Source organism: Martelella mediterranea (assembly GCF_021021415.1).
Taxonomy (GTDB): Bacteria; Pseudomonadota; Alphaproteobacteria; order Rhizobiales; family Rhizobiaceae; genus Martelella; species Martelella mediterranea_C.
Genome location: NZ_JAINWJ010000012.1, coordinates 95,407 through 108,604, shown reverse-complemented (window position 1 = coordinate 108,604; position 13,198 = coordinate 95,407). Strand labels below are relative to the sequence as shown.

Annotated in this window: 12 protein-coding genes; 9 read left to right on the top strand and 3 right to left on the bottom strand. The window is 63.4% G+C overall.

The annotated features are described in order from the left end of the window. Positions 1-332: 332 nt before the first annotated feature. Entirely contained in the window at positions 333-1,358 is a 1,026-nt protein-coding gene (locus K7H91_RS10270; RefSeq protein ID WP_230720132.1) for an ABC transporter substrate-binding protein, read from the bottom strand. 30 nt (positions 1,359-1,388) lie between these two features. Beyond that, positions 1,389-1,865 (bottom strand): DUF3830 family protein, encoded by a 477-nt coding sequence (locus K7H91_RS10265; RefSeq protein ID WP_230720131.1) that lies wholly within the window; start codon positions 1,863-1,865, stop codon positions 1,389-1,391. A gap of 276 nt (positions 1,866-2,141) precedes the next feature. Between K7H91_RS10265 and K7H91_RS10260 the strand changes: the two genes are divergently transcribed. Together K7H91_RS10260 and K7H91_RS10255 are read left to right on the top strand one after the other, a co-directional pair. After that, complete coding sequence (locus K7H91_RS10260) at positions 2,142-2,753, top strand: DsbA family protein (protein ID WP_230720130.1); 612 nt, start codon at positions 2,142-2,144, stop codon at positions 2,751-2,753. Positions 2,754-2,829: 76 nt separating this feature from the next. Further along, positions 2,830-4,632, top strand: a complete 1,803-nt coding sequence (locus tag K7H91_RS10255) for an adenine deaminase (RefSeq protein WP_230720129.1) — start codon at positions 2,830-2,832, stop codon at positions 4,630-4,632. A 28-nt stretch (positions 4,633-4,660) separates the two neighbouring features. Here K7H91_RS10255 and K7H91_RS10250 read toward each other — a convergent pair whose 3' ends face one another. Beyond that, positions 4,661-5,161, bottom strand: a complete 501-nt coding sequence (locus tag K7H91_RS10250; protein ID WP_230720128.1) for a ClbS/DfsB family four-helix bundle protein — start codon at positions 5,159-5,161, stop codon at positions 4,661-4,663. Between the two features lie 236 nt (positions 5,162-5,397). Between K7H91_RS10250 and phoR the strand changes: the two genes are divergently transcribed. From phoR to phoB, 7 genes are all read left to right on the top strand, one after another. Then, the gene (gene phoR / locus K7H91_RS10245; RefSeq protein ID WP_230720141.1) at positions 5,398-6,633 is read left to right on the top strand and encodes a phosphate regulon sensor histidine kinase PhoR; all 1,236 of its coding nucleotides are present in this window, start codon (positions 5,398-5,400) and stop codon (positions 6,631-6,633) included. Between the two features lie 126 nt (positions 6,634-6,759). Beyond that, positions 6,760-7,803 (top strand): PstS family phosphate ABC transporter substrate-binding protein, encoded by a 1,044-nt coding sequence (locus tag K7H91_RS10240; protein ID WP_230720127.1) that lies wholly within the window; start codon positions 6,760-6,762, stop codon positions 7,801-7,803. A 67-nt stretch (positions 7,804-7,870) separates the two neighbouring features. After that, positions 7,871-9,352 (top strand): phosphate ABC transporter permease subunit PstC, encoded by a 1,482-nt coding sequence (pstC, locus tag K7H91_RS10235; protein WP_230720126.1) that lies wholly within the window; start codon positions 7,871-7,873, stop codon positions 9,350-9,352. Next, the gene (gene pstA / locus K7H91_RS10230) at positions 9,349-10,677 is read left to right on the top strand and encodes a phosphate ABC transporter permease PstA (protein ID WP_230720125.1); all 1,329 of its coding nucleotides are present in this window, start codon (positions 9,349-9,351) and stop codon (positions 10,675-10,677) included. The genes pstC and pstA overlap by 4 nt, the downstream gene beginning before the upstream one ends. 9 nt (positions 10,678-10,686) lie before the next feature. Then, positions 10,687-11,490 (top strand): phosphate ABC transporter ATP-binding protein PstB, encoded by an 804-nt coding sequence (pstB, locus tag K7H91_RS10225; protein WP_419197471.1) that lies wholly within the window; start codon positions 10,687-10,689, stop codon positions 11,488-11,490. A 12-nt stretch (positions 11,491-11,502) separates the two neighbouring features. Continuing rightward, positions 11,503-12,222: a phosphate signaling complex protein PhoU gene (phoU, locus tag K7H91_RS10220; protein ID WP_018065335.1), complete on the top strand. Its 720-nt coding sequence runs from the start codon at positions 11,503-11,505 to the stop codon at positions 12,220-12,222. Positions 12,223-12,244: 22 nt separating this feature from the next. Beyond that, entirely contained in the window at positions 12,245-12,928 is a 684-nt protein-coding gene (gene phoB, locus K7H91_RS10215) for a phosphate regulon transcriptional regulator PhoB (RefSeq protein WP_230720124.1), read from the top strand. Positions 12,929-13,198 lie beyond the last annotated feature (270 nt).

Below are 13,198 nucleotides of genomic sequence, written 5' to 3'. Positions count from 1 at the left end.
CGCAAGCGTCTATCATAACGCACCCAACCAGCCCGCCAACCTTCTCGCCCCGGAGGGGAGAGATGTCGCGAAAGCGACAGTGAGGGGGGAGTCCATCACCACGAACGCCCTCACGGTTTGAAATGCCGCGCCACCCTCACTGCCCCTTTCGGGGCATCTCTCCCGCAAGCGGGAGAGAGTATTTGGAGCGAGCCGCAGGGCCAAATGCAATATCCCCCTTAAGGCGGGAGAGTAGTTGTTGAAAGGTGTGCGATCCAACCCAGATCCGCCACCCCAGCTCATGATTCACCCCGCACCCCGGCCAAGCCGGGATGCGGGGCCGGCGCACCGCCTTATTGCGCGATTGCCTTGTTCCATTCGACGACCCAGTCGGCGCGGTTGGCCTCGATCGTTTCGGGGTCGAAACGCAGCAGGCTTGCCACGCCTTCCTCGCCATAGGCGACGTCGGCGGCAACCTCTGCCGGCAGTTCGGTCTTGGAATTGGTGGGCGTGTAGCGCAGCGCCTCGGCAAAGCAGGCCTGGGCCTCCGGCGAAAGCTCGGTATCGATGAACTTCAGCGCCAGGTCCTGATTGTCGCGGCCGGCCACCAGATTGGCGGTGATGTAGCTTGCCGGCGTGCCTTCCGCGCCCTGCTGGAACTTGACCGGAAGGCCGGCCTTTCTCAGCGTATAGGCATAGTCGGAAGCGTAAGGCGCCACGAAGGTGCCGCCCTGGGCAAAGGCCTGCTGGATTTCCGGCGATTTCGAAACCACGAAGGCGCCGTTTTCAAGCATCGCCTTGACCGCGTCGAGGCCCGGCTGGATGTTGTCGAGGTCGCCGCCGGCAATCTGGTTCAGCATCAGGAAGCCGAACAGGCCGTAGGTGTTGGAAATATCGGTCAGCACCAGACCTTCCGCCATGTCTGGCTCCATCAGGTCGGCCCATTTGGTGGGCGCCTCGGAAAGCTCGTCGCTGTTATAGAGCAGGCCGATGGCGGCGATCTGGTAGGCCGGGCCTTCGCCCTTGGCCATATTGGCCCCGGCGAAGGGGTAGAGGTCGGCCGCATTGCTGAGTTTCGCCGCATCGATCGGCGCAAGCAGACCTTCCTCGGCGCCGACGATTTCCTGGCCGCCGGAGAAATGGATCACGTCATATTGCGGCGCGTCCTTCTGGGCGCGAAGCTGGGCAAAGGCGTCCGCCGAATAGGCGGTGACGATCTTGACGTCGGCGCCGGTTTCGGCCGTGAACGGATCGATCACGCATTTGCGGTGCGCCTCCTCGTAAGCGCCGCCGAAGGAATTAATGGTGATTTCCGCGGCCAGGGCAGGTACGGCGGTGAGGACCGAAGCACCGGCCAGCATTGCTGTAACAAGTTTCATGCTATTCCCTTCCTCTTGGTTGTCGGATCATCAGGCGAGGCGCCCGATCTCCACTTTCTTTGCGCCCTCGGTGCGGATCAGCCGGCACTGGGCCGCGACCGCCTCGAGATTTTCCGTCATCTTGCCGAAATAGGTGCAGGGTATCCACCCGGTCGGGCCAAAAGTGCGCCCGCCGACGCCGTAGAACATGCCGATCTCCCAGAACTCGTCGGGATCGATCTTGAAGAAGTTCTTCGGCTGATAGAACCACAGCAGTTCGCCGGGCTCGGGCAGGATGGTCTGGTTTTCCGGCGGCAATTTGGTCGGGTCGAAATTGCGCGCTTCCTCGGGCAGGCCCATCATGATTTCCGGCCCGGAGAAAATCGCATGGGTCGCCGGCCACTGGATCGGCTTTTCGAGCGCGCCCCACAGGGCAGCGCAGGTTTCGGGGGCGTTTTCCCAATAAAGGGAAATTATGCCCTGAACATCAGCATCAACGAATTTGAGATAAAGTTTTTTATCGCTCACAGAAGGGCTCCCATTGATTTCAACCAGCAGGAAACCGGAACTAGGCAAAGCCTGTCCAATTTCAATTTCGCATGCGGCAATCAGATATTTTTATCGTAGCTCGCGCATCGCCACGCTTTTCAGGAACGATCCAAGTATCGCAAAGCCTTGCTGGCTGATCACCTCGCCTGCGCCCTCGCGTTAATGTGAGCGGACAGGCCGCTGTTTTCCCGCCTCGCCGCTTGCCTTGCCACAGTTCGAGCAGTCTACTGCCGGGGCAATAACGCGGAGACGAAGATGATCGACAGACGCACGATTTTGACGGGAATACTGGCTGCCGGCGGGCTTTCGGCCTTGCCTCTGCGGACTGCCCATGCCCATGAGCCATCCCCGGAAGAGGTGTTCGCCGATCCGGCGGCCCCCGTGCTCGGCAATCCCGAGGGCGACGTGACGGTGGTCGAGTATTTCGATTTCCAGTGCAGCTATTGCAAGCGCGACTATCCGATGATCCGCGATGTCGTGGCCAAGGACGGCAATGTCAAACTGGTGATGAAGGACTGGCCGATCTTCGGGCCGGTCTCGGTCTATGCGGCCCAGGCGGTGCAGGGCGCGGCGGCGCTTGGCGACTACGAGACCGCGCTCGACGCGCTGATGCGGGCCAATACCAGGCTGAGCCATGAAAAGGTCGAGGAAATCCTGACCGATGCCGGGCTCGATTTCGATGCGATCGCCGCAAGCGTCTCGAAAAACCAGGATGCGATCGGGGCCCTTCTGGACCGCAACTACCACCAGGCCGAAGCCTTCCAGTTCAACGGCACGCCGTCCTTCGTGATCGGACGGACGGTCTATCCGGGCGTTCTCGACCGCGCGCTTCTTGAAGAAGCCATCGCCAAGGCCCGCGCCATCTGAGCGTGCGCGATAAGGGGCTGGACCGTCAGCCAACGGGCCTATAGCCTCGCGGGTTCAAACAGCATGAGAGCCGAGCATGAGCACACTGACCCGCTTTTCCGTTGCCCCCCTTTCCGACATGACCCGAAAGCTCGCCGACGTCGCCTCCGGTCGCGCCGATCCCGATCTGGTGATCGCCGGCGCGCGGGTGCTGTCGACCTATAGCGAGCGGATCCTCGACCACCGGGAAATCTGGCTTTCCGGCGGACGGATCGCCGCCGTGAAGCCCGCCGGCAGCTATCAGGGGCGCCTCGCCGCAAGCTATGACGTCAACGGCGGCATCATCGCCCCCGGCCTCGTCGACCCGCATCTGCATATCGAGAGCAGCATGGTGACGGCCTGCGCCTATGCCGAGGCGGCGCTTTTGAACGGCACCACCACGATCTTCTGCGATAGCCACGAAATCGGCAATGTCATGGATGTCGCCGGCGTCGAAGCGATGCTGGAGGATGCCCGTCAGGCGCCGCTTTCGATCTACCTGACCGTGCCCTCGACCGTGCCGGCGACATCCGCCGCGATGGAAACCGCCGGCGGCGACCTGACGCCGGACAAGATCGCCGCGATCTTCGACAAATGGCCGGAGGCGCTGGCGCTCGGCGAGAAGATGGATTTCGTGCCCGTTGCCATGAGCGACGAGCGCTCGCATGCGATCATCGCCGAGGCGCTGAAACGCGGCCGTCCGGTTTCCGGCCATGTCTATGGCCGCGATTTCGTGGCTGCCTATGCCGCCGCCGGCGTGACCGACACCCATGAGGCGATCGACCGCGAGATCGCCAACGACCTGCTGGAGGCCGGCGTGTGGATCTTCCTGCGCGGCGGTCCGCCGACCACGCCATGGCATTCGCTGCCGGAAGCGATCAAGGCGATCACCGAGCTCGGCGCCTCCCACAAGCGCGTCGCTGTCTGCACCGACGACCGCGATGCCGACGACCTGCTGATGTTCGGTCAGGACTGGGTGACGCGCCAGGCGGTGAAGGCCGGGATGAAACCGGAACAGGCCTGGGCCATGGGTTCGCTCCACGGCGCCACCCGCTTCGGCCTCGGCGACGAGATCGGCGGGCTCGGCGGCGGCAGGCGCGCCGATCTGGTGCTGCTCGACGACACGCTGCAGCCGATCAACACCTGGTATGGCGGCGAGCTGATGGTCGAGGACCGCAAAGTGACCGCCGCGCTCGATGAGGCGCTGTCGGAACGCTGGCGCTATCCCGATGCCGCTTATCACACCGTCAAGCTGCCGAGGGAGGTGAAGCTCATCCCCGACCTGCCGGTCGAGCGCGTCAAGGCGCACTGCATCCGCACCGAACTGCCGGGAATTATGGCGGTTCACGAGGTCATCGAGCTGGAGCCGGCCAATGACTGGCAGAGCCATTTCGACCGCCACGATCTCTGCTTCGTCGCCGTGGTCGAGCGTCACGGCAAATCCGATGGCAATGTCGCCCACGGCCTGTTGTCGAATTTCTCGCTGAAGCGCGGCGCGGTCGCCTCCTCCGTTGGCCATGACAGCCACAACATCATCGTCGCCGGCACCAATGAGGCCGACATGCAGGTCGCACTCAGGGCCATCGAGGAAAAGCAGGGCGGCGTCTGCGTCGTCGCCGATGGCAAGGTCCGCGCCATGGTGGAACTGCCGATCGCGGGACTTCTGTCCGACAAGCGCGTTCACGACGTGGCCGACGACCTGCGCGTGCTGAAACTCGCCTGGGAAGAGGCCGGCTGCGCGATCCCCTATATGGGCTTCAACCTGATCCCGCTGTCCGTCATCCCCGAAATCCGGATCACCGACAAGGGACTGGTGCTGGTGCCGGAGATGGAAATCGCGGCGCTTTTCGAGCCGGCTTAAAACCCGCACAACGAGCGACGCGAGACGCCTATCGCGCAGCCTTCAACGCCTTGCGGATATAACTGTTCGCAGACCGGAAATGGGATGGTCCGGTGGCTTCGGCATACCGGCCCAGCGTCCACCTTCCGGTCCAGGTGTAAACGCCATCAGTATACAGTTCGTGATGATCACGAGCGACGATAAACGACCGCAACCTGTCGCAGGCAGCGTCGAACGCCGACAGCAGGTCGGGCCAGGGCGTTTCGTCGCCCTTCGCATAAACCGGCGCGTTATAGGCCTTGAGCTGATTCCACTTGTAGCCCTTGGCCGGCACGAACACCTCCCGGCCGGCAACACCGTCTTCATACCAGCGATGGAACATGCCCATCCAATGTGTTCGGTGGGCGATGATACCCTTGACCGTGACGGCGTCATCAGGCGCAGACAAGGTCGACGTGTCTTCATCGACCGCGTCGAGCGTCTTTCTCAGCTTCGCAAGGTCCTTGTCAAAGACCGCGAGCAATTCGGATTTGTTCGTGGCTGCTGGCATGGTTCATCAATATGCGAGCGAGGCTGCCCTGCCTTGACTTCAATCAAGCGCAGCCGTTCGGGTTCCGGTTGAACGAGAAAAAAGGCGGCTTTCCGGCCCTGCTGAAGGACACATGCATTGCCCCTTAATCAAGGTGGACTCGCCATCCCGATTATTTTCCCGTCATCAATATTCCTGTTACAAAATGCGTATAGTAGGCGCAGTTCAGGAGATTTCGGGAGCATCGGGTGAACCGTGTGGAAGGCATTCTGAGCGGCATTGCCTCGCGCATGGCCGCGGCGTGGTTCGTGTTGCTTGCAACGACGGCGGTGGCGCTGCTTGCGCTCTATGACGGTGCGCTCCCGGCCCTTGCCGTCATTTCCGCCTGGCTCATCGTCTGCGCTGCCGCCATTGCCGCCATCCGGCCCAGGCTGGCCGCGGAGGAGGAGAGCGTTCCCGACAGTCTGGAGACCGTGCTCGCCTTCGATTTCGGCGACCTTCCCGGCCTGCTCGATGAAATCGACCTTGCGATCTATCTTCTGGCCCCCGACGGCACGGTTCTGTTCCAGAACCGCTCGGCGAGCGACACATTCGGAAAGTTCCCGCTTGGCTCCCACATCTCGGCGCGCATGCGCGCCCCCGGCGTGCTCGACATCATCCGCGACACGCTGGCGAATGGCAGGGTCAACCAGATCGAATATTCCGAGCGGCTGCCTTCAGAGCGCGTTTATCTGGTGCGCAGCGCGCCGGTTTCCGATGCGGAGAGGCCGGTGTTCATGCTGGTGCTGCGCGATGTTTCCGAGGCCCGCCGGATCGATCGCATGCGCTCCGACTTCGTCGCCAATGCCAGCCACGAACTCAGAACCCCGCTCGCCTCGCTGCGCGGCTATATCGAAACGCTGCAGGGCCCGGCCAAGCATGACGTGAAGGCGCAGGAGCGGTTCCTGCCGATCATGCTCGACCAGGCGACACGGATGAGCCGCCTGGTCGACGACCTGATGAGCCTGTCGCGGCTCGAGGCCAAGGCGCATCTGCCGCCGGACCAGACGGTCACGCTCAACGCCCTGCTCGGCCATGTCCGCGACAGCCTGCTGCCGCTGGCCGAGGATCTGGAAGTATCGATCCACCTGTTCATGCCCGAGGAGCCGGTGACGGTGAACGGCGACAAGGACGAGCTGGTGGAAGTGTTCGAAAACCTGATCGAGAACGCCTGCAAATACGGCTCCGAGGGCGGCAAGGTCGAGGTCTATCTCAAGCCGCTTTCGCCCTCCGGCGCCGAGGTTTCCGTGGTCGACCACGGCCCCGGCATCCCCTCCGAACACGTGCCGCGACTGACGGAGCGCTTCTATCGCGTCTCGGTCGCCGACAGCCGTTCGAAGAAGGGCACCGGCCTTGGGCTGGCGATCGTCAAGCACATCCTCACCCGCCACCGCGCCCGGCTCTCGGTGAAATCCGAAGTCGGCCATGGCACAACCTTCACCGTCCGGTTCTGACGACGGCGTCAAAGTCAAATCCTGATGTTTTTCATAGGGATAGACTGTCATAAAACTGAAGTAAAAATGACATAAAACCGGGTCAACCCGAGAGGGCACCGCAAAGCCGCAAGAGGCGAGCCAGCCATGAAGCCATTCATCCTGCCGATCGTGACGCTTGCCGCCACGCTTGCCTTTGCCGCGCCGGCGCTGGCGCGCAGCCAGATCCAGATCGCCGGCTCCTCCACCGTGCTGCCCTATGCCAAGATCGTGGCGGAGACCTTTGGTGAGATCTATCCCGACTACAAGACGCCGATCGTGGAATCGGGCGGCTCGTCGGCCGGGCTCAAGGAATTCTGCAAGGGCGTCGGCCCGCGCACCATCGATATCGCCAATGCCTCGCGGCCAATGCGCGAGGGCGAGCGCGAAAACTGCGCCAAGAACGGCGTCACCGGCATTTCCGAGATCGTGTTCGGTTATGACGGCATCGTGTTCGCCACCGACGCCGCGATGGAACCGATGGCGCTTACGCCGCTTGATCTCTATAAGGCGCTCGCCGCTGAACTGGTGATCGACGGCAAGCTCGTGGAAAACCCCTATACCCGCTGGGCGCAAGTCAATCCGGCGCTGCCCGATGTCGAGATCACCGCCTATATACCAGGCGAAAAGCACGGCACCCGCGAAGTGTTCGAGGAAAAGGTGCTGGCGGTCGGCTGCGAAGAGTCGGGCGCTGTCGATTTTCTCACGAAGGAATTCGGCGAGAAGCAGGGCGAGCAAAAATGCATTGCCGTGCGCAAGGATGGCCGCGCGCCGGGCATTGACGGCGACTATACCGAAACGCTGGCGCGGGTCGCCGCCAACCGCTCGGCGCTCGGCGTCTTCGGCCTGTCGTTCTACGACAACAATACCGACAAGCTGAACGTGGCGACGATCGACGGCGTCACGCCGACGCTCGCGACCGTCGGCTCCGGCGAATACCCGGTCTCGCGGCCGCTCTATTTCTACGTCAAGAATGCCCATGTCGGCGCGATCGCGGGCCTCAAGGAATATGTCGATTTCTTCCTCTCCGACGACATGGCCGGGCCCTATGGCCCGCTTGCCGAATATGGCCTCGTGCCGGCTTCGGAAGCGGAACGCGCGGCAACCAAGGCCGCTTTCGATGCGGGCGTGACGCTGCAGCAGACGCAGTAGCGCGTATGTGAATTCAATGCCCGCCGGTGGCGGGGCAATGGGGCTCCAGGCCCCGGATGGTCCGAATATGCATGTGTTTTTGATCATACTGGCGCTCATCGTGCTTCTCAGCGCAGGGGGCTTCTTCGCCGCCCGCGCAAAAGCCTATGCGCTAGCCGATGCCGGGAGGATCAACTCCCGGCCGAGCCATCACGCAAGCTTCGTGACGATCGCGACCGTCGTTCCGGCCGTGCTCCTGATGGCGGTATGGATGGTGGCGAGCCCGCTTCTGATCGGCGCGGAGATCCGGGAGGATTTTCCCGAAAGCGTGAAAGAGCAGCCGGCCTCGGCCCAGAGCCTGACCTTCAACACCGTCACTTCCGTCGCCTACGGCCTGCGGCAACTGCCCGATGCTGCGCGCGAACGCGTGGCGGAAGATTCAAGCCAGCTTCGCGCGGTGCTTGCCAGAAGCGGCATTCCGCTGGCCGCCAATCCGCAGCCCTTCGTGCTGGCCTCGGCGGAGCGGATGAACGCGCTTTCGGCGAAAAGCAGCTACGCCATGGCGGCCGCCGTGCTGGCCGTCGCGTTTGTCTCGCTGGCGCTCTCCTTCCGCGCGGTCAAGCCGCAGTTCCAGGCCCGCAACCGCGTCGAGCAGGTGGTGCTGGGGGCCCTGCTTCTCGCCTCCACCATCGCGATCCTGACGACCGTTGGCATCGTGCTGTCGATGCTGTCGGAATCGTTGCGCTTCTTCGCCCAGGTCTCGCCGATGGATTTCTTCTTCGGCACGGTATGGGATCCGCGCTTTGCCGCAGCCGGCGAAACCGCCTCGCCCGGCCAGTTCGGCCTGATCCCACTTCTGGCCGGCACGATCTATATTTCCGCGGTGGCGATGGCGGTGGCCGTGCCGATCGGGCTCTATGCGGCGATCTACATGTCGGAATATGCCAGCGGCCGGCTGCGTTCGATCGCCAAGCCGCTGCTGGAGGTTCTCGCCGGCATTCCGACCATCGTCTACGGCTTTTTCGCGCTGATCACGGTCGGCCCGCTGCTGCGCGATATCTCGGTGGAGCTGAACGGGCTGTTCACCGGCAATTACCGCAATTTCATCGAGGCGCAGTCGGTGCTGACGGCGGGCGTGGTGATGGGCATCATGCTGATTCCCTTCGTTTCTTCGCTCTCCGATGACATCATCAACGCCGTGCCCGACAGCCTGCGCAAGGGCTCGCTCGGGCTTGGCGCGACGCAATCGGAGACCATCAAGCGCGTGGTTCTGCCGGCGGCGCTGCCGGGCATTGTCGGCGCGCTGCTTTTGACGGCCTCGCGCGCGATCGGCGAAACCATGATCGTGGTGCTGGCCGCCGGCGTTGCCGCCAATCTGCAGATCAACCCGTTCGAGCCGATGACGACGGTGACGGTGAAGATCGTCAACCAGCTCACCGGCGACCTCGAATTCAACACGCCCCAGACGCTGGTGGCCTTCGCGCTCGGCCTGACCCTGTTCGTGATCACGCTCTGCCTCAATGTCTACGCGCTCTATGTCGTGCGCAAATACCGGGAGCAGTACGCATGAGCGAGACCTTCACCAACCCGAACGAGGCGGGGGATTTCCGCCGCACGGTCACCGAGACCCGCCGCAAGGGGCTGAAACGCCGCCACCGCGCCGAAAGGCGGTTCCGCGTGTTCGGTTTCCTCGCGATCTTCGCCGGCCTGTTCTTCCTGGCGGCGCTGCTGTTCTCGGTCGCCGGCAAGGGCTTTTCCGCCTTCCAGCAGACCACGATCACGCTGCCGATCACGTTTTCGGAGCAGGTGGTCGACCCCGAGGGCCTGCGCGACGAAAACCCGCGCCTGCTGCTGACGGCGAACTATCCGGCTCTGGTGCAGGACGCGCTGGCGAAAACGCTCGATCTCGATCCCGCCAATGCCGCCGAGATGCGCGAAGCCATGCGGCTCGTCTCGCGCTCGGCCCGCGTTGACCTGCGCGACGTGGTGATGGACGATCCGTCGGTGATCGGCAAGACCGTCGACGTGAAACTGCTCGCCGCCGCCGATGTCGATTCCGCCAACAAGGGCCAGATCGATCTCTCGCTGCCGGAAACCAGCCGCCGCGTCTCGGATCAACAAGCCGCGTGGATGACGGAACTGAAGGCGGAAGGCCGGCTGCACAAGAGCTTCAACACCGGCTTCTTCACCCATGGCGCATCCTCGCGGCCGGAATCGGCGGGCATCGGCGTTGCCTTCGTCGGCACGCTCTACATGATGGGCATCGTGCTGGTATTGTCCCTGCCGCTCGGCGTGGCGTCGGCGATCTATCTCGAGGAATTCGCGCCGAAGAACCGGTTCACCGATGTCATCGAGGTCAATATCAACAATCTCGCCGCCGTGCCGTCGATCGTCTTCGGCCTGCTCGGCGTGGCGCTGTTCATCGGCTTTCTCGGCCTGCCGCGCTCGGCCGCACTCGTCGGTGGGCTGGTGCTGACCCTGATGACGCTGCCGACAATCATCATCGCCACCCGCTCGGCGCTGAAGGCCGTGCCGCCGTCGATCCGTTCGGCGGCGCTCGGCGTCGGCGCGTCGAAAATGCAGGCGGTGTTCCACCACGTGCTGCCGCTCGCCATGCCCGGCATCCTGACCGGCACGATCATCGGCCTGGCCCGCGCGCTCGGCGAAACCGCGCCGCTGCTGCTGATCGGCATGGTCGCCTTCGTGGCGGATTACCCGGCAAGCCCGCTCGATCCCTCGACCGCGCTGCCGGTGCAGATCTACATGTGGGCGGGCGAGGCCGAGCGCGCCTTTGTCGAGCGCACCTCGGCGGCGATCATCGTGCTCCTGGTATTCCTGATCCTGATGAACCTGACCGCGGTCATTCTCCGTCGCCGCTTCGAGCGGCGCTGGTAGGAGACGGAGATGACCCTTGATGCGAAAAGAACAATGAGCGGAAACATGAACGAACAAAGCTACAAGATGGTCGGCAAGGATGTTTCCGTCTATTACGGGCAGAAGCGGGCGCTGTTCGACGTCAACCTGAACATCCGCCGCAACGCCGTGACCGCGCTGATCGGCCCGTCGGGCTGCGGCAAGTCGACCTTTCTGCGCACGCTGAACCGGATGAACGACACGATCGAGAATTGCCGGGTCACCGGCACGATCACGCTCGACGGCGAGGATATATACACTTCCGGCATCGATGTGGTGGAGCTGCGCGCCCGCGTCGGCATGGTGTTCCAGAACCCGAACCCGTTTCCGAAATCGATCTACGAGAACGTCGCCTACGGCCCGCGCATCCATGGCCTTGCCCGTCACCGCGCCGATTTCGACCGGATCGTCGAGACCAGCCTGCAGAAGGCGGGCCTGTTCAACGAGGTCAAGGACCGGCTGCACGAGCCCGGCACCAGCCTTTCCGGCGGCCAGCAGCAGCGGCTCTGCATCGCCCGCGCCATTGCCGTGAGCCCCGAGGTGATCCTGATGGACGAACCCTGCTCGGCGCTCGACCCGATCGCGACCGCGCGCGTGGAGGAACTGATCAGCGAGTTGAAGCAGAACTACACCATCGTGATGGTGACCCATTCGATGCAGCAGGCCGCGCGCGTTTCCGAACGCACGGCGATGTTCCATCTCGGCTACATGGTCGAGGAGGACGACACCGACACGATTTTCACCAATCCCGCGGACCAGCGCACCCAGGACTACATCATGGGCCGGTTCGGTTAAGGAGACGCACAGATGGCACACTCGCATATCATATCGGCCTTCGACGAGGAGCTGAAATATCTCCAGCGCCGGATTTCCGAAATGGGCGGCATGGCGGAAGAGATGGTCTCGCAATCCGTCGTGGCGCTGGTCAACACCGATACCGAACTCGCCGAAAAGGTGATCGCCGAGGATCTGGCGCTGGACGAGGCCGAGCGCGAGGTCGGCGAGAAGGCGATCGTCACCATCGCGCGCCGTCAGCCGGTGGCGGCGGACCTGCGCGAGATCATGGGCGCGATCCGCATCGCCGCCGATCTCGAGCGCGTCGGCGACATGGCCAAGAACACCGCCAAGCGGGTGATCTCGGTGCAGGGCACCGGGGTTCCGCGCAAGCTCGCCCACGGCATCGAGCACCTGTCGGAACTGGCGCTGCTGCAGCTCAAGGAAGTGCTCGACGCCTACACCTCGCGCCAGGCCGACAAGGCCAATTCGATCCGCGAGCGCGACGAGGAGATCGACGCGATCTACACCTCGCTGTTCCGCGAGCTTCTGACCTACATGATGGAAGATCCGCGCAACATCACCACCTGCACGCATCTTCTGTTCTGCGCCAAGAATATCGAGCGCATCGGCGACCACGCCACCAATATTGCGGAAATGATCTACTACATCGCCACCGGCTCGCAGCCGCAGGGAGAACGCCCGAAGGACGACATGTCGCCCTCGGTCGGCTCCGGCGAAAGCAAATCCTGAAACCATTTGACAGAGGCACGAGATGGTTCCGAAGATTGCAGTTGTCGAAGATGAAGAAGCGCTGAGCGTCCTGCTGCGCTACAATCTCGAATCGGAAGGCTACGAGGTCGAGACGATCGCGCGCGGCGACGAGGCCGAACTCAGGCTGCAGGAGCGGGTGCCGGACCTTCTGCTGCTCGACTGGATGCTGCCCGGCGTCTCCGGCATCGAGCTTTGCCGCAGGCTCAGGATGCGGCCGGAGACCGAGCGCCTGCCGATCATCATGCTGACGGCGCGCGGCGAGGAAAGCGAGCGGGTGCGCGGGCTTGCGATCGGCGCCGACGACTATGTCGTCAAGCCGTTCTCGACCCCGGAACTGATGGCCCGAGTCAAGGCGATCCTGCGGCGCGCCCGGCCGGAAGTGCTTTCCAGCGTGCTCAAATGCGGCGATATCGAGCTTGACCGCGAGACCCACCGCGTCCACCGCAAGGCCAAGGAAGTCCGCCTCGGCCCGACCGAGTTCCGGCTGCTCGAATTCCTGATGACCTCGCCCGGAAGGGTGTTCTCCCGCTCCCAGCTTCTCGACGGTGTGTGGGGCCATGACATCTATGTCGACGAACGCACCGTCGACGTCCATGTCGGCCGGCTGCGCAAGGCCCTCAACTTCTCGCAAATGCCCGACGTCATCCGCACCGTGCGCGGTGCCGGATATTCGATGGAGGTGTGAGAGGAACCGCATGGCCGGGCCTCTCAGTCGTCCCCTTCTCCCCTTGGGGAGAAGGTGGCCGAAGGCCGGATGAGGGCAAGCAGCATCGCCACGATTGAAGCACCTGCGGGTCACTTCATTATCCGGGGGTCTCCCCTCACCCGGCGCATACGCGCCACCCTCTCCCCTCCGGGGCGAGGGGCAGAAGGCTGCGATGCCGAAGCCCGTCATCAGCACCTCGCCTTCGGAAAATCCGTCGATACCGCCCACAGACATTGCGATACCGCATCG

Coding starts and splice junctions, on each gene's coding strand:
- K7H91_RS10255 (WP_230720129.1), top strand. CDS start 2,830: ATGAGCACACTGACCCGCTTTTCCGTTGCCCCCCTTTCCGACATGACC.
- K7H91_RS10250 (WP_230720128.1), bottom strand. CDS start 5,161: ATGCCAGCAGCCACGAACAAATCCGAATTGCTCGCGGTCTTTGACAAG.
- phoB (WP_230720124.1), top strand. CDS start 12,245: ATGGTTCCGAAGATTGCAGTTGTCGAAGATGAAGAAGCGCTGAGCGTC.
- K7H91_RS10240 (WP_230720127.1), top strand. CDS start 6,760: ATGAAGCCATTCATCCTGCCGATCGTGACGCTTGCCGCCACGCTTGCC.
- pstB (WP_419197471.1), top strand. CDS start 10,687: ATGACCCTTGATGCGAAAAGAACAATGAGCGGAAACATGAACGAACAA.
- phoU (WP_018065335.1), top strand. CDS start 11,503: ATGGCACACTCGCATATCATATCGGCCTTCGACGAGGAGCTGAAATAT.
- K7H91_RS10260 (WP_230720130.1), top strand. CDS start 2,142: ATGATCGACAGACGCACGATTTTGACGGGAATACTGGCTGCCGGCGGG.
- pstA (WP_230720125.1), top strand. CDS start 9,349: ATGAGCGAGACCTTCACCAACCCGAACGAGGCGGGGGATTTCCGCCGC.
- K7H91_RS10270 (WP_230720132.1), bottom strand. CDS start 1,358: ATGAAACTTGTTACAGCAATGCTGGCCGGTGCTTCGGTCCTCACCGCC.
- pstC (WP_230720126.1), top strand. CDS start 7,871: ATGCATGTGTTTTTGATCATACTGGCGCTCATCGTGCTTCTCAGCGCA.